Origin of the sequence: Xylanibacter brevis P6B11, assembly GCF_000621825.1 — a bacterium.
Lineage (GTDB): Bacteria > Bacteroidota > Bacteroidia > Bacteroidales > Bacteroidaceae > Prevotella > Prevotella brevis.
In genome coordinates this window covers 196,107-218,432 of the sequence record NZ_JHXG01000003.1, presented here as the reverse complement: position 1 = coordinate 218,432, position 22,326 = coordinate 196,107, and the positions used below count along the sequence as shown (strand labels likewise).

At 50.4% G+C, this 22,326-nt stretch carries 11 protein-coding genes and 1 pseudogene; 7 read left to right on the top strand and 5 right to left on the bottom strand.

The window, feature by feature from the left end; all coding sequences use genetic code 11:
- The first annotated feature begins 3 nt into the window (after positions 1-3).
- The 6 genes from T496_RS0100935 to T496_RS13110 all read left to right on the top strand — a co-directional run bounded on the left by T496_RS0100935 (position 4) and on the right by T496_RS13110 (position 15,759).
- Complete coding sequence (locus tag T496_RS0100935) at positions 4-2,103, top strand: RagB/SusD family nutrient uptake outer membrane protein (RefSeq protein WP_027449073.1); 2,100 nt, start codon at positions 4-6, stop codon at positions 2,101-2,103.
- 48 nt (positions 2,104-2,151) lie between these two features.
- On the top strand, positions 2,152-4,992 hold the full coding sequence (locus T496_RS0100930) for a SusC/RagA family TonB-linked outer membrane protein (RefSeq protein WP_027449072.1): 2,841 nt from the start codon (positions 2,152-2,154) through the stop codon (positions 4,990-4,992).
- Positions 4,993-5,019: 27 nt separating this feature from the next.
- A complete protein-coding gene (locus T496_RS0100925; protein ID WP_027449071.1) occupies positions 5,020-6,666 on the top strand; it encodes a RagB/SusD family nutrient uptake outer membrane protein in 1,647 nt (548 codons plus the stop codon).
- A gap of 87 nt (positions 6,667-6,753) precedes the next feature.
- A complete protein-coding gene (locus T496_RS0100920; RefSeq protein WP_155808566.1) occupies positions 6,754-8,928 on the top strand; it encodes a hypothetical protein in 2,175 nt (724 codons plus the stop codon).
- A 240-nt stretch (positions 8,929-9,168) separates the two neighbouring features.
- Positions 9,169-13,632, top strand: a complete 4,464-nt coding sequence (locus T496_RS13115) for a rhamnogalacturonan lyase family protein (protein ID WP_081783488.1) — start codon at positions 9,169-9,171, stop codon at positions 13,630-13,632.
- Between the two features lie 3 nt (positions 13,633-13,635).
- Positions 13,636-15,759 (top strand): rhamnogalacturonan lyase, encoded by a 2,124-nt coding sequence (locus T496_RS13110; protein WP_155808564.1) that lies wholly within the window; start codon positions 13,636-13,638, stop codon positions 15,757-15,759.
- A gap of 109 nt (positions 15,760-15,868) precedes the next feature.
- Here the strand turns inward: T496_RS13110 and dnaA are convergent, their stop codons facing one another.
- The 5 genes and pseudogenes from dnaA to T496_RS0100885 form a co-directional block, all read right to left on the bottom strand.
- Complete coding sequence (gene dnaA, locus T496_RS0100905; RefSeq protein ID WP_027449069.1) at positions 15,869-17,278, bottom strand: chromosomal replication initiator protein DnaA; 1,410 nt, start codon at positions 17,276-17,278, stop codon at positions 15,869-15,871.
- A 286-nt stretch (positions 17,279-17,564) separates the two neighbouring features.
- Complete coding sequence (locus tag T496_RS0100900; RefSeq protein WP_027449068.1) at positions 17,565-18,467, bottom strand: MlaD family protein; 903 nt, start codon at positions 18,465-18,467, stop codon at positions 17,565-17,567.
- 15 nt (positions 18,468-18,482) lie between these two features.
- Complete coding sequence (locus tag T496_RS0100895; RefSeq protein WP_027449067.1) at positions 18,483-19,751, bottom strand: N-acetylmuramoyl-L-alanine amidase family protein; 1,269 nt, start codon at positions 19,749-19,751, stop codon at positions 18,483-18,485.
- Complete coding sequence (folB, locus tag T496_RS0100890; protein WP_052341998.1) at positions 19,745-20,134, bottom strand: dihydroneopterin aldolase; 390 nt, start codon at positions 20,132-20,134, stop codon at positions 19,745-19,747. Before folB ends, T496_RS0100895 begins: the two co-directional genes overlap by 7 nt.
- 50 nt (positions 20,135-20,184) lie before the next feature.
- Positions 20,185-20,622 (bottom strand): annotated as a pseudogene (locus tag T496_RS0100885) (adenosylcobalamin-dependent ribonucleoside-diphosphate reductase); the annotation flags it as partial.
- Between the two features lie 947 nt (positions 20,623-21,569).
- Here T496_RS0100885 and T496_RS0100880 point away from each other — a divergent pair.
- A complete protein-coding gene (locus tag T496_RS0100880) occupies positions 21,570-22,307 on the top strand; it encodes a nitroreductase family protein (protein ID WP_027449064.1) in 738 nt (245 codons plus the stop codon).
- Positions 22,308-22,326 lie beyond the last annotated feature (19 nt).

Below are 22,326 nucleotides of genomic sequence, written 5' to 3'. Positions count from 1 at the left end.
AATATGAAACTTCAACATATCATTTACGCCTCCGCAATGGCATTGGTCTCTGGTGCAGCATTTACTGCATGTACCGATGATGTAAAAGTGGGCGATAGCTTTGTAGAAAAAGCGCCAGGCGGAACTGTCACCATCGACACCGTATTTAATAGTGCCGAGTACACCCGACAGTTTCTGACAGGTATCTACGGCATGCAGTACTATGGACTGCCATTCTCGAATGCTTCTGGTCTGCCAACCAGCCAGAACCACTACTGGGGTAAGTTGGATGCACTGACAGACTGTTACCAGATTCACTGGAATGGTACAGCCATCTTCAATTCTTATTATAGCAACACGCTGTCTGCCAACGACGATCCCCTGATTTCATTTAATAATGATAAGGTGTGGGCTGCTGTTCGCCAGGCCTACCTGCTCCTTGAGAATATCGATCGTGTTCCAGGATTGGCAGAGGCCGACAAGAAAAGCTATATTGCCGAAGCCAAGTGTCTGATAGCTGCACGTTATTTCGACCTTTTCAGTGTTTACGGAGGTCTGCCTATCATTGACAAGGTTTTCTCAGGCACAGAGGGTGACTACTCTCATCTGAAACGCGCTACGGTCGAAGAAACCGTTAACTACATGGTTAACCTGCTCGATGAAGCTGCTCCCGACCTGCGCTGGGCATGGGATGGCGACACCAAGGATACTGATGCCTACAACAATACTGGTCGCTGGACGAAGGCAGGTGCACTGGCATTGAAAGCTAAGATTCTGGTTTTCGCTGCATCACCTCTGTTCAACGCCAACGAGGGTTACTATGGAGGTAACTCTGAGGCAGAGAAAGAGCATCTGGTATGGTATGGCAACTACGATCCTGCCCGCTGGACTCGCGCAGAACAGGCTTGCCGCGAATTCTTTGCAGCCAACGGTGAAGCCAACCCCAATAGCGAAACGCTGGGTACAGGCGGCGCGTTTTATGAGTTGAACCAACCCACAGAGAATAGTGCCGATGCTTATCGTCAGGCCTATCGTATGGGATACATATATCAAGGTAGCAAGGAAGTAATCCACTCTACCCGCGTAGCTACCATCTATGGCACACAGGGCACCTATGCATGGTGGAACTGGGTTGGCATCGGTCGAAACTCTTACTGTCCTACTGTCGAGTATGTTGAGATGTTCCCATGGGCAAATGGCGAACCTTTCAAGTGGGACGATGCTGCCAGTGCTCCAGTAGCTCCGTCAAATGCAATCAAGAATAACGCCAACCAGACGGTTAAGCTTGATGGTCAGCTATTCTTCAGTCCTCCACAGAAGTCAGGTAAGAAGACTATCCAGAAATATGCCATCCGCGACCCACGTCTTTACGAGAATGCTATTGTCAATGGTCAGCCCATGACACTTGACTGGAACTCAGGCAAGTCTTCTGGCGACATCTATGAGTTGTGGACTGGTGGCAACAATGTAGGTCAAAGCATCGCTAAAACCGATGGTACCATTGTCGAACAGCTGACATTCAGATATTCTACCGGTTTCGGTACCATGAAGTACTACTTGGGTGAGGAGTATCACCGTAAGTTTATGCACTGGGTATATCTGAGCTACGACGAAATGCTGCTCATGTGGGCAGAAGCACTGGCCCAGACAGGCGATTTGACTGCTGCACTCAACTGCGTGAACAGAGTACGTGCCCGTGTAGGTCTTGACAAGATGGAGAAATTCGACGACGAACTCACTACCGACAAGGACAAGCTCATTGAGGAGATTCTTCGAGAACGTGCTTGCGAGTTGGGCATGAGCAACAACCGCTACTATGACATGATTCGTTACAAGCGCGCCGATTGGATGTGTAAAGAACTGCATGGCATGAAGATTACCCGTCTGCAGAACGTTATGGGCGAGTGGCTTCCCAACTACAACCCATACATTGGTACAGACAAGGATAATGGCTTGGCTGAACCCGACCACTTCAAATATGAGAAGTTCACCCTGCAGAATCGTCGCCGTGTGATGTGGGACATGGATCCAAACGATCTTAAAGTTAAGAAGTGGTTCCTCTTCCCACTGCCAATCACTGAGATAAACAAGGGCTACGGTCTCGTTCAAAACCCTGGCTGGTAAATTTATCAAATTAGTAATTGAAATTGATAATTGATAATTGAAACTACTATGAACAGAAAGAATATATTCGTGCTTTCACTGCTTGCAGGCCTCAGCCTGCCAGCAGCAGCACAGAAAGACAGCATAGCGCAAAAAGGCAACACTTTTGTCCAGCAGACCATCGATGTAGGCGCAGAGAAGACGTTCAGCCGTGAGCAATCTACATCGTCAGCCTCTGTCATTACGCGCGACAATGTGGATAAGCGTTCCGCCAAGAACATCGGCAACTCTATCCTGGGTCAGGGCAATGGTCTGATTTCACTCGATGGAACAGGCTCTTACTTTGCCAAGAATCCTACGTTCTATGTTCGTGGCCTACAGAGTCTCAGCACCAGCACCCCACTGATTCTGGTCGATGGTGTTGAGCGTGAGATTTCTGTAGTATCACCCGAAGAGGTAGAGAACGTTACCATTTTAAAAGATGCTGCAGCCACTGCGCTCTATGGTTATAAAGGTATCAACGGTGCTATTCTCATCACCACCAAGCGTGGTAAATACAACTCCAATGAGATGTCTGTACACTACGACCACCTGATTAACTATCAGACCGACCGTCCTAAGTTCATTGATGGTCCTACCTATGCAGCAGCCATGAACGAGGCTCTGTTCAACGAGGGCAAAGGCGAATATGCACGCTATAGCCAGGAGGCTATGGCAGCGTTCCAAAATGGACAATATCCTTACCAATACCCCAACGTGAATTGGGTAGATGAGACTTTCCGTCATCATGGCGTCACCAACAAAGTGGGCATTGACTTTACAGGTGGTGGCGAGCGTTTCCGCTACTACACCGCCTTGAACCTGCTTTCTGATAAAGGTTTCATCAAGACACCTGATGCTACCAGCGGTTATTCTACTCAGGATAAGTACGTACGCGGTAACCTGCGCATCAATTTGGATATCGACCTGACACCAACCACAATGTTGAAAGCCAACATCTCTGGTTTGCTCAGCGAGAATTCACAGCCTGGCAACGAGGCAACACCTTGGAGCAACATCTACAATTTGCCATCTGCAGCCTTCCCCATCAAGAGCGAAACAGGCGACTGGGGTGGTAATTCAACATGGGCAGGTACTCTGAATCCCGTGGCTTTAACAACCGACGCTGCTTACTTTAAGATTCATGAGCGTGGACTTTTCGCAGACATAACTCTCACACAGGATTTGTCCAGCTGGGTTAAGGGCTTAGGTTTCTTCCTGAAGCTAGGCTATGATACCTACTCAACGCTTTACGAGAATCACAGCAAGAGCTACGTCTATGGAAGCTATCCCGTGACTGGCTGGAATGCTGGCGAGCCCGTATTGGGCGACTACTTCACAGGTGGTGAACGTACCGAAATGGCTCAGGTTGCTGCTACCCGTGCTTTCGCTCGCCGTCTGACGGCTGCCGGCGGTGTCAACTTCGACCGCACTTTCGACGACCACTATGTATATAGCCAGCTGAAGTGGGACTACGACTATCAGCACCTGAATGGTAATAACAACATTATCTACCGTCAGAACTATTCTTGGTGGTCGCACTATGCCTACAAACAGAAGTATATCGCTGAGTTGGCTTTATCCTATAGTGGTTCAAGCCGCCTGGCTCCAAACACTAAGTGGGCTTTTGCCCCTACCCTCTCTGCAGCATGGGTCATCTCAAAGGAGAACTTCATGAAAGACATCAAGTGGATTGATTTCCTGAAGCTGCGAGCCTCTATCGGCAAACTGAACGCCGACTACCTCCCTGGTGACAACATCTGGACCTACTACACGCAGAGCTATTCTATCAGCGGTGCATCTGCCTACTATTTCGTAGATGCAACAGCCGCACAAGATCTTTATGGTACCACAACACTCGGCACCATGGCTACAGTCAACCCCAGCCACGAGAAGGCCACCAAGTTCAATGTTGGCTTCGATGCTACGCTCTTCAAGGGTCTGAACGTGGAGTTTGACTACTTCTTCAATCATCGTTACGACATCTGGTGCTCTGGTGCCGGTGCCTACACAGCCTTGATTGGTTTCGGTACTCCCTACGTCAACCAGGGTGTTGTCAACCAGCACGGTTTCGATGCGTCTATCGACTATACCCACCAGTTTGGAGACGTCACACTCAACATCGGTGGCAACATGACACTGGCAAAGAGCAAGATTAAGGATATGGCAGAAGAGCCACGTGCTTACGACAACCTTGTTCAGACAGGCAATCCTCTCAACTCTATCTACGGACTTGTTTCTGAGGGCATCTTCACCAGTCAGGAAGAAATTGATGCAGCTCCCCGTCAGACGTTCACCACCGTACGTCCTGGTGATATCCGCTACAAAGATGTTAATGGCGACAATGTGATTGATGCCAACGATAAGGTTCGTATGGGCTACAGCGTTACCGCACCAGAGTTGTACTATAGCTTCCATCTCGGAGCAGAATACAAGAACTTCGGTCTTGACATGATGTTCCAGGGCGTAGGTCGCTTCTCGGCCATGCTCAACACAACTGGTTACTACTGGGGACTTGTTGGCAACAGCAGCCTTGCCCAGCAGGTTTACGACAATCGCTGGAGCCAGGAGAACAACAATGCCAACGCAAAATATCCTCGCTTGAGTTCTGAAAGCAATGCCAACAACTACCAGACAAGTGATTTCTGGCTGCGCGACCGTTCATATCTGAAGCTGCGCAACATTGAGTTCTACTACAACGTACCCAAGCAGTTGCTGGCCAAGACCAAGTACATTAATGGTGCCAAGGTATATCTGCGTGGTGTTGACCTCTTCACTTTCGATCATCTCGATGAGGTCGATGCAGCTGCCTACAGCGCAACAACACCTCTTACACGTAGTGTAGCTTTCGGTGTTTCTGTTACTCTTTAACATCAATAACCCAAAAACAAGAAGGATATGAAAATCAAGAATATTCTGAGCCTCACCGCAGTAGTTGTCGCACTCGCTTCATGTGGCGACAAGATGGACTACAAGGAGTATAGCGTTTATGATGAGGACTACGTAAAGAAGACGTTCGGCCGCGCTGCTGGTCTTGTGACGTCGGCCTACAACGATCTGGACACCGACTTTGGCAACTATAGTGGCGCGATGCTGGCATCTGCTACCGACGAGGCAGTGTATAGCCATGCCGGCAACGCCATCGAGAAGTTCTACAATGGTGGTTGGAGTGCATCAGACAATAATGATGGTTCAACATGGACCAAATGCTGGCGTGGTATCAGCTATGCCAACCTGTATTTGGACAAGTTTAAGGACGAGGAGTTTGAGGAATATCTGACCGACGTTGACTACAAACAGGAGTTGGCACAATACAAGAACCTTCAGTACGAGGCCCGTTTCCTGCGTGCTTACTACTACTTCACTTTGGTACGCATGTTTGGTGGTGTGCCCCTGATTACCACCGTTATGGATGCCAACGAGGCAAACGTGCAGCCACGTAAGTCTTCCGATGAGATTTTCGATTACATCATCAGCGAATGCGACGATATCAAAGACCTCATTGTGAAGGACTATTCAAACCTTGGCAACATGCAGCTAAAAAACAAGAATGAGACAGGCCGAGTTAATAACCTCGCCGTTCTTGCTTTGAAAGCTCGTGCCGCCCTCTACTACGCAAGCCCTTTGTTCAATCCCGGCAACGACAAAGAGCGCTGGCATCAGGCTGCCCTTGCCAACAAGGAACTGATTGACGAGTGTAAGAATCGTGGCATGAAGCTTACAGCAGACTATGCAAGCCTGTTCCAAAAGGACAATTGGACCAACACCGAAGAGTGCATCTTTGTGCGTCGTGTGGTTTCATCTACCAATAGTTTTGAGAAGTACAACTTCCCCATTGGATTGGAGAATGCTGGAGGTGGCAACTGTCCTACCCAGAACCTTTTTGAAGCCTACGAGGATGGTGACATCCGTAAAGAAGCAACCATTGCCAAGAATGGCGATCAGTGGCCCAATGCCACATTGGAAACCTTCGTTGGTGGTGCCAACGGACAGCCCATTGCCTATGCAACGCCAACTGGCTACTATCTGAAGAAGTATGTCAACAAGAGTTTGACCATTGGTGCCAGCGGTGCTACCACCGAGCGTCATCACTGGGTGACCTTCCGTTTGGCAGAGTTCTACCTGAACTATGCTGAGGCAATGCTTAACTACACCGATGATGCCTACGCAACTGCAACAGGCCTTTCGATGACTGCCGCACAGGCTATCAACGTGGTACGCACCCGTGCAAAAATAGGTAATATTGCTGATGGGTTGAGTAAAGAACAGTTTGCCGAGAAACTCGAGAACGAACGTTTTGTAGAGCTAGCCTTCGAGGGACACCGCTTCTTCGACCTGCGTCGCTGGAAGAAGGCTGGCGAAGCAAAGTATCGCACCATCAAGGGTGTACGCATCACCAAGACTGGAGAGGACACATTTGACGAACAAGTAATCACCGACAGCAACTCTCGTAAGTACTGGGACGACAAGATGTACTTCTTCCCCATCGCCCAGAGCGAGATATTGAAGTCAGGTGGAAGTCTGAAGCAAAACCCAGGATGGTAACACATCCTGGGGTTACAGATTGAAACTCTAAAACCTTTATTAAAAAACCATTTAATTAACTTAATTACTAATTAAAAACTTAATCTTATGAAAAAGATCTACGTTTTCATGTCTGCATTATTAGCAATGTTTGCTATCAATGCAAATGCCATTCGCGTTCTCTATTCTGAGAACTTTGAGGCAGGTGGTGTTCCTGCAACATGGACCATCAATGGCGGTACAGGCACTATTGCTTCAACAGATGCAAGTAACATTTTCCAATTTGCTCTTGGTCAGAACAATGGTCGTTCTGCCCATGACTTCTGGGGACCTTCAATTTTCGAAGGTATTACAGAAACATCTTACTCGCTGAGTTTTGAAATTCGCTTTGATGCTCAGGGTAACAACCAGTGGAATGGTGAGGTTGCCATTTTTGCTGATGAAGATGGCTGTAAAAATACCAATGGTAATGGTGCTGGTCAGTGGTTGCCATACTCAAAGCTTCCAAACTGTCTGTTCAGTTTGACACAGAATAGCAACGACGAAAAGAAGGTTGTAGGTGCATGTGATTATGACCACACTCACTGGTTTATCAACAACGACTCTACAAAGGTCTTCATTCCAAATTCAGGTAATGCAGCTACATGGTACTTGGTAACTCTGAATGTTGACACTCAAACCAAAGAGGTTTCTTACGAAATCTTCGACTACGACACACAGAAAGCAGCAGCTACTGGTACAAAGACCATGAATGATGAAGAAAAGCTCTTCGCTACAGGTCTTTACCTGATGGCAGCTCGTTATCAGTCTGTTTACAGCATCGACAATCTTCAAGTTTACTTGGATGTAGATTGGGCCAACGATCCCGTTATTGCTTTGACAGGTCTGAATGATTCTGAGCGCACCTATATGATTACTTTCCTTGAGGGTGAGACTTTGCACGTTAAGGGTACAGATGGTGTAGAAAAGACCTATTCTTACAACGATGTTGAAGAAGGTAGCGTATTATATACAACCAAAACCTCTGGTAAACTGAGCGCTTGGACTACTGCAGGACAAAAGACCTCAGAAGTAGTCACTGTAGATGTTGTTTGCGAGCCTGTCGTACTGCCTAATCCCACCTATGCTGTTGTAGGTGCAGACGAAGGTTATTCAAAGACCTATCAGTTCACTGTTGACAACAAAGTTATTCCCCTCCAGCCCGATGTATTTATGGACTTCACTTTTGAAGGCGAAGGCGGCCAGGGTAACTTCACTCTGAACAACCAGACCTCTGGTGCTAAAGTTTCTGTTCCAAACAAGGGTACTCTGAAAATTACGACCAAAGCACTTGGCTATGCAAGCAGCACTTCAAGCGTTGTCAACGACATCAAATACGCTATTAAGAACGATATCGACTTCCAGCACATGACTGGCGAAACTCTGAAGGAGAAAGGCTTTGAGCAGAAGGACGATCTGAACTCTGTATCAATGAGCGGCGAAAACAGCTGGAGTGGTCGCATGAGATTATACTTCGAAATCGCTACTGGAGAGAAAAACGAGGATCAGGACATCTACGCTCTCTATCCCGCATATGGTTTCACCAGCGCTGCTGAAAACTATGAGGCAACTGTTGCCGGCTACAAGAAAGATAATGGCTACACTCTCGATGGCAGAACCTACAAATCATTGGAGACTGCAGAAGCTATCAAGCGTTATCTGCTCATTCCTTCTAAACTGACAGAAGAGGCTGCTGCAACGATGTTTGCTCCTCTGAAGATGTGGAACACCAATCCTGGTGATGGTCAAGCTGCTGGCGATGATATTGCTGCTGCCAAGATTAATGAGGGTATTGGTCTCATCAACACAGGTGTGAAGGGTGACGCACAGAACGGAAGCATTGCAGTAAACAATGTAACATTTAGCTTCGATGGTTTGACTGACGACGACTTGGTCGTTATTTCTAAGATTGACAACTATGGTGGCGGTTCTATCCACCCACAGTATCCTGTAGGTACAGAGCCTGCAGAAGCTTTGGCTAAATACAAGGCCGATCACATTGCCGGTGTCGTATCAACCATTAAGGGTACTGAGACCTTCCAGCTCTATCGTATTGACACTGCCCTGAGCCGTGTTCTCGTACTGAGCGCTGATAGCACTGATGGCATCGACAACATGAACTACAACAAGGTTGTTTCAGACAGCAATGCTCCTGTTTACAACATGAACGGTGTTCGTATGAACATGAACAGCCTGAACAAGGGTGTTTACGTTAAGCAGGGTAAAAAGTTTGTGATTAAGTAAGCGAAGAATCAAACTTGTTTGTATTCTTCCGAACGTGAACAAACAATACCAATCCCCACAGCCAACAGGTTGTGGGGATTTTTGTATTCTCTCAGTACCAAAATCGCACATGTGGTTTACTACGGTTAAACCTCTTTTCTCTCAAATTCCACAAGTTAAAAACCAATTATTTCTGTTGTGTTTAACTGAATTTTCATATCTTTGCCCACGAACTAATAACGATAACAATACTAAAACAATATGATGAAGAAAAAACTTTTATTCCTATCAGTACTGTTGCTAACAACGGCTACCAACGGCTTTGCACAGCGCCGCACCGATGCGCTGGATCGTGGACTGACCGCTATCAAGACGGCCGACGGTGTGTTCTGCTCCTGGCGTATTCTCGGCGAGGAGTACTACGATGTGAAGTACAACCTCTATCGCAACGGCACACAGGTGGCCTCGAACCTGGAGGTTTCAAACTTTAAGGATGCTGCCGGAACCACCGACAGTAAATATACGGTCAAGGCGGTGGTTCGCGGCGTAGAGGAAGCCACGGGCAGCAAGGTGGCCGACGTATGGGCCAGCAACTACAAGGAGATTACTCCCACACACAGCGGCCTGAAGTCTGTGTATGTGCCCAACGATGTATGCTGCGCCGACGTCGATGGCGACGGACAGGTGGAGATGCTGATGAAATTCGACAACCAGAGCGAGATCTCGCAGTCGTACCCCAAGAACGGTCCGAAGATTGACGGCGTGGATACCAAGGAGTATAGCCTCTTTGAGTGTCTGAAAATGGACGGCACCCGTCTGTGGTACATCAACTGCGGTCCTAACATGGGCGACTTCCAGAACAACGAGCAGAACATTGCTGCCTACGACTGGGACGGCGACGGCAAGGCGGAGGTCATCATGCGTGCTGCCGACGGCACCACCATCTACGATGTGTACGGTACTCCCCACGTTGTTGGCGACCAGACCAAGAACTACCGCGCAGCCACGGGCGGCGGCACCAACTGGTTTATGCACGACGGTGCCGAGTATCTGGTATATCTGAACGGTGAGACCGGTGTGCCCTATCAAATCATGGAATACCCCCTGAAGCGACTGGAGGATGGCGAGACCGACCTGGAGAAGGCGTGGGGCGACGGCTACGGCCACCGCTCGTCAAAGCACTTCTTCGGTGCGCCCTATCTGGACGGTCGTAAGCCCAGCATATTCCTGGCGCGAGGCATCTACACCCGTCATAAGATGATTGCACTGGACGTTAATCCCGCCACTCACGAGCTCTCTGTACGCTGGCGCTGGAACTGCAACGACAGCAGCTCGCCCTGGTATGGCAACGGCTACCACAACTACGCCATTGCCGATGTTGACTGGGACGGACGCGACGAGATATGCTTCGGCTCGATGGTGATCGACGACAACGGCAAGGGCCTGTCGACAACGGGGCTGGGGCATGGCGATGCTCAGCATCACAGCGACTTCAACCCCTACAAGCATGGTCATGAAATCTTTGCCTGCCTAGAAGACAACCCCGGCAACAACTACCGCGACGCCACCACAGCGAAAATATACCACCGCTTTGTCAGCAGCAAGGACGACGGTCGCTGCATAGCCGGCAACTTCTCTAACGACTATCCCGGTGCTATGGGCTTCTCGGGCTACGACAATCCCATCAGCTGTGTCACCGCCGACTACATCAGTGGCATGAACAAAGGGGGCATACCCGACAACTTCCGCATCTACTGGGATGGCGACCTCTGCGACGAGGGACTGAACTACTCGAACGGTAAGAACACGGCCATCGCTATCTATAAGTATAACAAGGGCGTGCTGGAGACGCTAGCCGGCTCGCTGACCAACAACGACACCAAGGGCACCCCCTGCTATCAGGGCGACCTGTTTGGCGACTGGCGCGAGGAGGTGATTGCCCGCACGGCCGACAATAAGATCCGTATCTACACCACCACCATTCCCACCACGTGGCGCAACTACACGCTGTGGCACGACATGCAGTACCGCAACGCCATGGTGTGGCAGATGAACGGTTACAACCAGCCACCCCACGTCAGCTACTTCCTGGGCGAACTGGAAGGCATCACCGCTGCCCCCCCCGCTCTGACCAACACCAACCGCACTGAGATTCAGAACGGCAGTAGCATCGGCACGGCCCTGAACAACAAGCAGGTGATGCTGGCCGAGACCAACGACATGGCCGTCAGCGTGGCCGATGGTGCATCGCCCTACATCTTCTTTGACAATGCGCCAAGCTGGGTGCAGGGGCACGACAACAACAATAACATCACCCGCAGCTACTTTACCCACACGCTGACTGGCGGTGCCTTCACGGGCAGTATGCGCCTGGTGAAGCAGGGCGACGGCACACTGGTGCTGCCCAACGTCACCGAGACCTACACCGGCAACACCGACGTATGGGCCGGCACGCTGCAGTTTGACGGTACCATGCAGTCGAGTCCTGTATGGCTGAACCGCCACACCAACCTGATCAGTAATGGCGGCACGTTCAATGGCGGCATCAAGGCCGACTATAATGCCACCATCTATCCTGGCGGCAAGAACGCCACGGGCAACCTCACCACCACCACACTGGCTCTGGGCTTCGGTTCGCGCATCGTCTTCGACGCTAATGCTGACAATACCGACAAGATTAACGCTACGAAGTTGAGCATTGAGAAGAAAGACTGGAAGTATGGTCCTGAATATTCTACCCCCGTCTTTGAAATTGTTGACAACGGACTTGTTCCAGGCAATTATACGCTGGCCACAGTCAGCGAACTGGAGGGCAATATCAACGACATCAAAGTAGAGGGCATAAAGGGTAAGAAATTTACGTTGACATACGAGGAAGGCAACATTGTGCTTACCATTATCAAACTGCGCGATGCAACAAGCATCGTATGGAATGGTGGCACAGATGGCGTATGGGACTTCGCAGAAAGCGAGAACTTCGCTATAAATGGCGCCAACAGTTCTTTCGTCACTGGCGACGACGTCACCTTCAACGATCAGGCAAATGTTACGACCGTCAACGTCACAGAAGAAGTATATCCTGGCAGTGTAGTATTCAACAATAGCAAAAACTACACGCTGTCTGGCAATGGCAACATCGTTGGTTCAACAATGCTGACCAAGAAAGGCGATGGCAGCCTGACCATCAACAATACAAATAAGTTTACGGGCGGTACCAAGATTGAAAGCGGAAAACTGATTGTTTCTGCACTGGCCGATGCAGAAGGTAGTGACTACGGTGCCTTAGGCGGTAACAACGAAAAAATTATTCTCGACGGAGGCACTCTGGTTGTGCCTTCTGGAGGCAGAACAAGTCAAACAATAGCACTAAGCAAGAAAGGTGGCACACTCGAAACAAAAGGTGCGTTCACTCTCTCTGGTACTACCACGCGCTATGGCACTAATGCAGGTGCATTCCTGCACAAAACGGGCAATGGCACACTGACGTTGAGTACCTCAAATAGTTTTGACACACTGTATGTGGATGCTGGCACAGTGAACATCCGTGAGACCAATGCAAGCATTATGTCTGCTCCTACAACGATCGTTTTTAATGGTACGAACGCCACCGTTGCCGACGAGAACAACTCTTACTCCTACTCTAAGAATACCACGAACTATGAAGTGACAGAAGGCGCCACAGGCAAGCTCTACCTGGACGGACGCTGTGACTATAGCGGAACTCTGAAAGGCAAGGGCTCTCTGACGGTTTACGCCACCTATGTCAGAAATATCCTGAAAGGCAATTGGAGCAATTTCGAAGGTACGCTAATTGCAAATCATAGCGGTAGCAGCTATGAATTTACTTGGGACAACAGCTATGGACTGCCAAAGGCCACACTTAATATTGATGGTGCGACCACGTTTACCAACAAGCTTTCAACATTGACCCTTGGCGCTCTCGATGGCAGCGGCACAATGGCTATGACCGGTAATCTGACGGTTGGAAATGCCAACAGAGACATGAACTTCAGTGGAAAATTCAGTGGTTCGGTCAATGTATTTAAAGTAGGAACAGGTGCTTGGACCATCAAGACGGCTATCAATGCCAATGAGTTCACGCTCTCTGACGGTAGCATCGTACTGAACAATGCAAAGGCTACCACGTCGCTCTTTGGCTCTGCAACAGCAACCGTACAGAAAACTGCAAGTTTGAAGGGTGTAGGAACAGTAGGCAACGTCAGAGTAACCGAAGGTGGAACACTCGAGCCTGGTGATATTACAAAGACGCGACACTACGGATGCATCAGTTCTACTGGTTTCATCTACCTCTACCCCACTTCAAAATTGAATCTGAACATCTATAAGATGCTTACCAACGACAACGGCCGTTCGTTCATCAAAGTGAAAGGTAAGCTGGAGATTAAGGGCGAGATCAATATCGGCATGGGTGATGAGTATGAGCCCGCGGCTGGCGATGAATTCATTATGTGGACCTGTGGTTCACTGGATGCTGAGCCTACTGCCATCAATCTGCCCATCCTGCCTGAGGGATTGGCATGGGACACCACCGACTTGCTGAAGACTACTGGTAAGCTGCGCGTCATCTCTACCTCTACTGGTATCCATGAGGTAAGCGACAACAGCAAGCGTACGACGGTCTATACACTGACCGGACGTGCAGTCAACACACCCAGCAAGAAAGGCATCTATATCATTAACGGCAGAAAAACGGTCATCAAATAAAACATGAGAAAAAGTATTATCACTCTGTGCGCCCTCTTGACAGCATCAACGGGCTACGCACAAAAGCCAAGTGATACGCCAGCAAGCCAGATGGAAAAGCTGGATCGTGGACTGGTCGTTGTACCGCAGTCCAATAAGCACTTCATCAGCTGGCGTATGCTGGGCACAGACACACCTAACACTTCGTTCGAGGTCCTGAAAAATGGTCAGCCCTTGAAAAGCAACATCATCGGTGCCACCTTCTTGCAAACATCAGGCTCTGCCACCGACACCTATCAGGTGAATGTTTATCAGAACGGTCAACTGACAGAAACGACCATGACCGTCAGCCCTTGGAGCAAAGGTTTTCTGGAATTGCCACTCGATAAACCTGCAGATGGTAGCGACTACACCTATTCACCAAACGACTGTTCGGTGGGTGATGTAGATGGTGATGGCGAGTATGAGATCTTTGTCAAGTGGGATCCGTCTAACTCAAAGGACAATAGTCAGGATGGCATTACAGGCCCAGTACTGATAGACTGCTATAAGTTGGATGGCACAAAGCTATGGCGTATTGATCTGGGACAGAACATCCGAGCTGGTGCCCACTACACACAGTTCATGGTCTATGACTTCGATGGCGACGGCAAGGCTGAGATGATGTGCAAAACCGCACCCGGTTCTAAGGACGGCGAAGGCACCTACGTGAACCAGGCCACCACGAACCCCACCATTAAGGCTGCCAGTAACACAAAATCATGGCTCACCTCGTCTGGACGCATGGATGGTGGCCACGAATATCTGACCGTGTTCAACGGCACAACGGGTAAAGCCATTCACACCATTGCCTATTTCCCCAACCGCAATACCACAACCGCATTAAGCGAAGCTGACGGCACATTTAACTGGGCGGTTGGCAAGACGGATAATCACGGCTACAACCGCGGCGACCGCTATCTGGCTGCCGTGGCCTATCTGAGTGGTCAAGAGGCTAATCCCAGTGGTATCTTCTGTCGCGGCTACTACAGTTATGCTTACGTGTGGGCTGTTGACTTCGATGGCACACAACTAAAGCATCGCTGGTTGCACCGCTCCGACTCTAATACGCAGTGGTCGGTGGTAGATGCCAACATGCAGGAGTCAGCCAAGGTTACCGCACCAACGGCTACCAGTGGCGGTGGCAGCAATACCATGTTTGCCAACGGCAACCACAACTTGTCGGTGGGTGATGTCGATGGCGATGGTAAGGATGAGATTATCTGGGGTGCAGCAGCCTTAGACGACAATGGTTCACTGCTCTACGCCACAGGATTTGGACATGGCGACGCCATACACCTAGGCGATCTGAACCCTGACCGCCAAGGACTGGAGGTATTTGACGTACACGAGGAGAAAGGCACTTACGCATGGGATATCCATGATGCTGCTACCGGAGAGATTCTCATGAAGAGCGGACAGTCTGGCAAAGACAATGGTCGCGGATTGGCTGCCGACATCATTGCCGATGCACGAGGCTATGAGTTTTGGTCTGCCTATGGTGGTTTCAACAGCAACGACAGAAACCAAAATCCATTCAATGCCATCACTAAAGAGCAGGTAGGCAACGTTATGCCGTCTATGAATTTCCGCATCTACTGGGATGGTGATGCACAGGACGAGTTACTGGATGACATCAACATCTACAAATACCAAGCCAATGCTAGCGCCAGCAGACTGGGCCTAAGCAGTCGCTCTTATCCCTCTGGACTGTCAAACAACGGCACGAAGGCAACACCCTGCCTCTCGGCCGATATCTTTGGCGACTGGCGCGAAGAACTCATACTGCGCAATGCCACGAATGATGCACTTAATATCTACACATCGCTGACATCAACCAACTACCGCGTCCCCACCCTGATGCACGACCATGTGTATCGTATGGGCATCTGCTGGCAGAACGTGGCCTACAACCAGCCACCGCACCTGGGCTACTACCTGCCCGACTACATCGAGTCGTTCCAAGGCGTAGATGCTACCGGCATCCAGGAAGTGCAGAGCGCACCAACCACCCAGGCCCCATGGTACTATAACCTGCAAGGCCAGCGCATCGAGAAGCCTCAGCACGGCATCTACATCCACAACGGCAAGAAATACCTGGCAAAATAAAGCCCCACGCTTCTCCGCAAGCAACGGCTCAGCCGCTGCCCCCCAAAAGGGAAAAACAAAAACGCCCGTTCGAACTGAACGGGCGTTTTCATTATATGCTATCTAAAATCTATTGTTTCAACTTAAACGAATGTTCAATGCTGTTCATCTCTTCGCGGAAGGCTTGATCCACCTTCAACAGCTTCTCTACGCTAGAACAACTGTAGAGCACCGTAGAGTGGTCGCGGCCACCAATCAGCTGTCCAATGCGCGACGCAGGCATCTTGGTGTATTTCTGTGCCAGATACATTGAAATCTGACGGGCCTGCACAAACTCGCGCTTGCGGCTCTTGCTGTACACCTGCTGCTGGTTTACACCGTAGTGCTTGCACACCGTCTCCAAAATATCGTCGATGGTGAGCGGACGGTTGTCTATCTTCACCGCACGCTTGATCACGCGCTCTGCCAAGTGCAAGTCGATGTTTGAGTTATAGACAATGCTGTAGGCCAACAGAGAGTTCAGCACACCCTCGAGGTCACGCACACTGCCGTTGGCCGTCTGTGCCACATACTGCAACACCTCCTTAGAAATCTTCAGTCCATCACGACGGCACTTCGACTCCAGGATGTCCACACAGAGCTGCACGTTGGGCTTTTCCAACTCGGCAATCAGTCCGCAAGAGAAACGCGTCAGCAGGCGGTCTTTCACCCAGGTGAGGTCCACAGGAGGACGGTCGCTGGCCAGAATGATCTGCTTGCCCAGACGGAACAGGTGGTCGAAGATGTGGAAGAACGTGTTCAGCGTCTCCTTGGCGCTGGCCCACTCCTGGATATCATCAACGATGAGCACATCCAGGCTCTGGTAGAAGTTGATGAAGTCGTTGGTGGTGTTCTGGCGCACCGAGTCGGTGAACTGCACCTGGAACAGGCGAGCAGAGATGTAGAGCACGCGCTTCTTGGGATACATGCGCTTGCACTGCAGACCGATGGCGTTGATCAGGTGGGTCTTACCGCAGCCTGAAGGACCAAACACGAAGAAGGGGTTGAAGGTTGACTTACCCGGATGCTCGGCGATAGAAAGGCCCACCGTGCGGGGCAATTTGTTAGAAGCGCCCTCGATATAGTTATCGAACGTCTTCTTGGTGTCGAGCATGGGGTTCAGGTCCTGAGGCACAGCTGCCTCGATGGTGGTGGGAGCCTTGTTGGCACGTGCTCTTGGTGGCACGGTGTCAAGCGTGGAGTCGCCTTCGCTCTCCCAGCCTTGAACCTTCTTGTTCACCTTATCTGTAACAACGCGATAAGTCAGCTTCACATTCTCTTTGAAGCTGTTGTTTAGCGCCCAAGCGATAAGACGCACGTAGTACTGCTCCAAGTACTCGTAGATGTACGGACTTGGAACCTGAACCAATAGTGTTCTTTTCTCAGAGTCATACGACTCGAAAACGATTGGCTCGAACCACGTTTTATATATTTGCTCCGAGACGTTCTGTTTGATAAGGTGCAGACACGTGTCCCAAAGCGCCAAATGATCTTTTTGCATCTTAGGCGTTAATACTTATATTTTTTATTATGTTACAAGATAGGTTATTCCCTATGGCTGAACTTGTGAGTGCAAAGTTCGTATTTTTTTTCCACTTAACAAAATCTGCCCAAATTACTTTTTGTGTTTACAAATCTCGTAACTTCCTATAAATAGGTGGTTTATGATGTTTCACAACAAATGCTACACAACCACCACTTGTGTAATTCGAAAGCGCTATTATTCAAGCATTTAGCTTGTTTTTTCAAAGAAAAGCGAACAAATTATTATTTAGACAAAATAAAATTTAATTGCCTTTCCTACCGAATACAGAGAAGTGGACATAGCGTTTGGGATGCAGACGCAGATCCATCATCAGCGAATCGGCGTGATACATCGTCGCGTTGAGGTTGTTGTAGAGCGCACGGTCGTTGAGTAGCAGGCCCAGCGTGCCCTCTTTGCTGTTCATCTTGTCGGTGGTCTGCTGCAGGTTGTCCATCGTGGCGTTGACCTTATTCATCGTGGCCGCCAGGTCCATCTCGTTCAGTTGACGGGTGAAGCCCTCGGTATTAGCCAGCACGCCATCAGCCTTTTTCAGCATCTGGGGCATCTGCTTGTTCAGCGATGCCGTCAATGTGTTCAGTTCGCTGGTGGTTGTGGTGAGGTTGGCCGTCACGCCATCCACGTTATGCAGGATGCTGGCCAGCGCGGGGTCGGCCAACAGCTTGTTCAGACTCATCAGGATAGAGTCCACCTTGGGTATCATGGCCTCCAGCTGTGGCAACATGTCGGCAGCCTTGTCCATCGAGCCACGCGCTATCTCGCCCTTGATGGTGTCGCCGGTTTCCATCAGTTCCACCGGGTTCTTACCGAACCTCAGCTCCATCTTCACGTTGCCCAGCAGGTCGCTGGAGATGGCTGCTGTGGTGCCCACGGGCAACTGCAGCTTCTTGTTCAGTTCCACCAGGGCCAGGATGTTCTTTGGATTGTTGTAGTCGTAGATGATCTTCTTCACCACACCCACCTTGAAGCCATTGGCATAGATAGGACTCGATGCCGACAAGCCGCTGACGTTGTCGAACTTGGCATAGTACTCATTGCCTTTGTTAAACAGGTTCAAACCTTTCAGAAACTGCATGCCAGCAAACAGCACGATGATGCTCACCACGGCCATCAAGCCTATTTTTACTTCCTTTGTTAGATACTTCATGGTTTCCTCTTATTTTTATTTCTTATTTGTTTTATACTCGCGAATGGCATCCTGCACACTGATGCGCACGCCATCCTTGAAGGCCACGATAAACGCCTCGGGGAATTTCTTAGCCACCTCGCGGCGCTTCTCGCTGATCTGTGCATAGTCGGTAGATGCGCCCACGGTGTATTTCCACAGGCCGCCATCCTTATAGCTCTCCACGTCTTTCAACCCCTTGAAGCGCTCGTTGCCCACACGCAATTGCCGATCGCTGGCCAAGAACTGCACTTTGAACACCGGAGCCGACGTGTTGACTGCGGGTGCAGTCGTCTCTGTTCTGACTGCGGGTTTCTTTTCCTTCACCACCACTGGCTCTTCCACCTTGACGGTGGCAGCGACTTCCACAACCTCCGCAGGCTTCTCCTGCTCCGTCTGCCCTGCGGTCTCGGCTGGTGCTGGTGTCTCCTCCACCTTTGGTGTCTCCACGGGCTGGCTCACCTTGGCCGGTGTTTTTGTGGGCAAGGCAGGTGTGATGCCCTGACTCTTGTTCTTAAACTCCAGGAAAGCCTGATAGATGCCACGTCCCATGGCATCGACATTGGTGGGGTTGGTGAGGTAGGCCTCTTCCGAAGCCGTGGTGATATAGCCCAGCTCAATCAAGCAGGCAGGCATGGACGTCTCGCGCAGCACGAGGAAAGCATCCTGCTTCACGCCCTTGTTGGGGCGACCGGCCGTGGCGCAGACGCGCTTCTGTATCAGTTTGGCCAGCTCCACGCTCTCCAGCATGTTGTCGTCGTTGATCATCTCGAAGATGATATAGCTCTCGGGCGAGCGAGGGTCAAAACCCGCATAGTGCTGCTGGTAGTCTTGCTCAATGAGCACCACGTCGTTCTCGCGCATGGCGGCACTCAGTTTCTCGTCGCTGCGTCGCATACCCATGGTGTAGGTCTCCAGTCCCGACACCGGCTTCTTGCTGGCCACCGCGTTGGTATGTATCGAGATAAACACGTCGGCCTTGTTTCTGTTGGCGATGCTGGCACGCTCGTGCAGGGGGATAAACACGTCGGTCTTGCGCGTATAGATCACCCTCACGTCGGGACAGTTCTGCTCCACATAGCGGCCAAAGGCCAGTGCCACACTCAGGTTGATATTCTTCTCTTTCGAGCGTTTGCCCAGTGCGCCGGCGTCCTTTCCGCCGTGTCCGGCGTCGATCACCAGCGTATAGCGGTGCTTGCCAGCTGCCGTCATGGTGCAGGCCACGCCTAATAATATAAATAAGGTGTATAATAGTTTTCTTAGCATTGCTTTGTTTTGTCGTTTGTCAGATGCAGATTGACGCCCGCTCCTGCGCAGGCAGCGCCCATCGGCGGGTTGTTCTTGATCAGCTGTATGTCGGCATAGGCGGCCTCAGTCCACTTCTGGAAGATGGCCTTGCCGATGCGCAGCGCCACATGTTCCAGCAGTTGCGATGGCTGCATCATCTCGGCCTTCACCAGCTCATAGAGCTCTGCATAGTTCAGTGTGTCGTCCACGGTGTCGCTCTCGGCCGCCTTGGCATAGTCATAGCCCACCGTCACGCTGACGGTATATTCAGCACCCACCTTTCGTTCCTGTGACATCACGCCATGGAAGGCATAGAAGCGAGCCTCCTTCAGCAGCACCTCGCTGCGCGTGATGGTCATCATAGGGCACCCTCGTCAGCGGTCTGTTCGTCGCTATCAGCACTGCCGGGAGCATATTTCTTCAGAGCGCGCTCCACACCGTTCTTCCACGTGTTGATGCTCTCCGACTGCAGCTGCAGCGAGCCTACCAGTTTGATGACGTGTTCGATAGGCATGCGATAGCGCAAAACGCCCGAGATCAGCTTGGCATAGTTCCAGTATTCGGGGTTGAAGCGCTCCGACAGTCCCTCCACGGTGATCTTATAGCCGCGCGTGTTGGTGAACTGAAAGTCATAGCGCTTGGTACCGTCGGCGTTCACCTGTTTCACGATGCGTCCTTTGGTCACCGACTTTGGCAGCATGATGCCCTCATCGTCGTCTTGCAGACCTGTGAATATCTCGTAGGGATAGCCGTTCAGCAGTCCAACCAGCGCCACCCATTTTTCCTTGTTGTTTTGAAAGCGCACCACGTCGCACTCCAACACCTGCGGGCGCACTTCGGTCACCTGTGGGTGCAGTTGCGAGAGGTCTGCCTTCTGCGAACAAGCATGCAGATAGCCCAGCACGCGTTTCAGCTGTGCCTCGTTCAAGGCATCTTTCTGGTTCTTTTCCTGCTTCAGGATGTTGCCCATCCACTGCTGTTCGCCGCCTTCTTCAGCAAACAGAACTTGCAGCAGCTCATCGTTCGATAAGGTCTTCTGATTCTCCATTCTGTTACACATCTTTAATTATGGTGCAAAGTTACGAAAAGTCGAGAGAAGAACAAAACAAACTCATTTGTTTTTTCTTCCGAGGCCCAGTAACTTCGCGACTTTTGTCGCAAAGTTACGAAAAGTTGAGTGCAGAACAAAATAAATTTATTTATTTTTTATGCCGAAACGGAGTAACTAAGCGACTTCTGTCGCAAAGTTACGAAAAAACGAGAGAAGAACAAGGCAAACTTGTTTGTTTTTCTTTTGTTTTCCCTCGCAATAGTTACGCTATTGTCTCCTAAAACAGTTACTTTTATCATGCAAAACAGTAACTTTTGCTCCTCATCTAGCCCCTGGATGCGCCAGATGCAGCCCCTAGATGCGCTCAATCTAGCCCCTAGATGCGGCTCATCCAGCCCCTGGATTCCTCCTTTCCAGGGGCTAGCCCCAAAACAATAGTTTTAGTACTACAATCTAAAGCAGCCACTTCTGCGCCATCAAACTGCCACTTCTGCACGTGAAAACTGCCCTTGTTTAATAACAAAAACCTTTTAAAACCCCTTTCTGAGCCAGAAGCCTCTACCGAGGCTTTAACGCTGTTAGTGGAAGACTTACTTGTGAGCAAGCTCACAGCTCGTCTTCCACTAACAACGTTACCCTTTCTGGGTCTCTAGCTCAGAATGACCTAACATAAAAAAAATTAATTAATTTTGTTCTTCTCTCGACTTTCACTAACTTTGCCACTGGAAAAGAAAATATAAAGCAAGATGAAGAATTTATTATCACGCCGTAGCATCAGGAAGTATGCCGACCGTCCCGTGGACGAGACGCTGCTGAACAGACTGATGAACGAGGCCGCCCGCACACAGACCATGGGCAATCTGCAACTTTATAGCGTCGTCGTGACACGATCTGACGAGATGAAAGCCAAACTGGCACCCGCCCACTTCAACCAACCCATGGTGACGGCGGCACCCGTGGTGCTGACCATCTGCGCCGACTTCAACCGCACCAGCCAGTGGGCACGCTGCCGAAAGGCTGAGCCGGGCTACGACAACTTCCTGTCGTTTCAGAATGCAGCCATCGACGCCCTGCTCTACACGCAGACGCTCTGCAACCTCATGGACGAAGAGGGACTGGGCTACTGCTATCTGGGCACCACCGTCTATATGCCGCAGATGATCATCGACACGCTGCAACTGCCCCAGCTGGTGATGCCCGTGGCCACGCTGACCGTGGGCTGGCCCGCCGAAGAGCCTGCGCTGAGCGACCGCCTGCCGCTGAAGAGCTTTGTGCACCAGGAGACCTACAGCGACTATACGCCTGCCGCCATCGATGACTACTACCGCGAGAAGGAGGCGCTGCCCGAGAACCAGCACTTTGTGGAGCTGAACCACAAGGAGACGCTGGCACAGATATTCACCGACATCCGCTACACCCGCAAGGACAACGAGGCTATGTCTGCCGGACTCATGGAGGCCTTGAAGCATCAGGGATTCCTGTAATCACCACGCAAACTTTTAA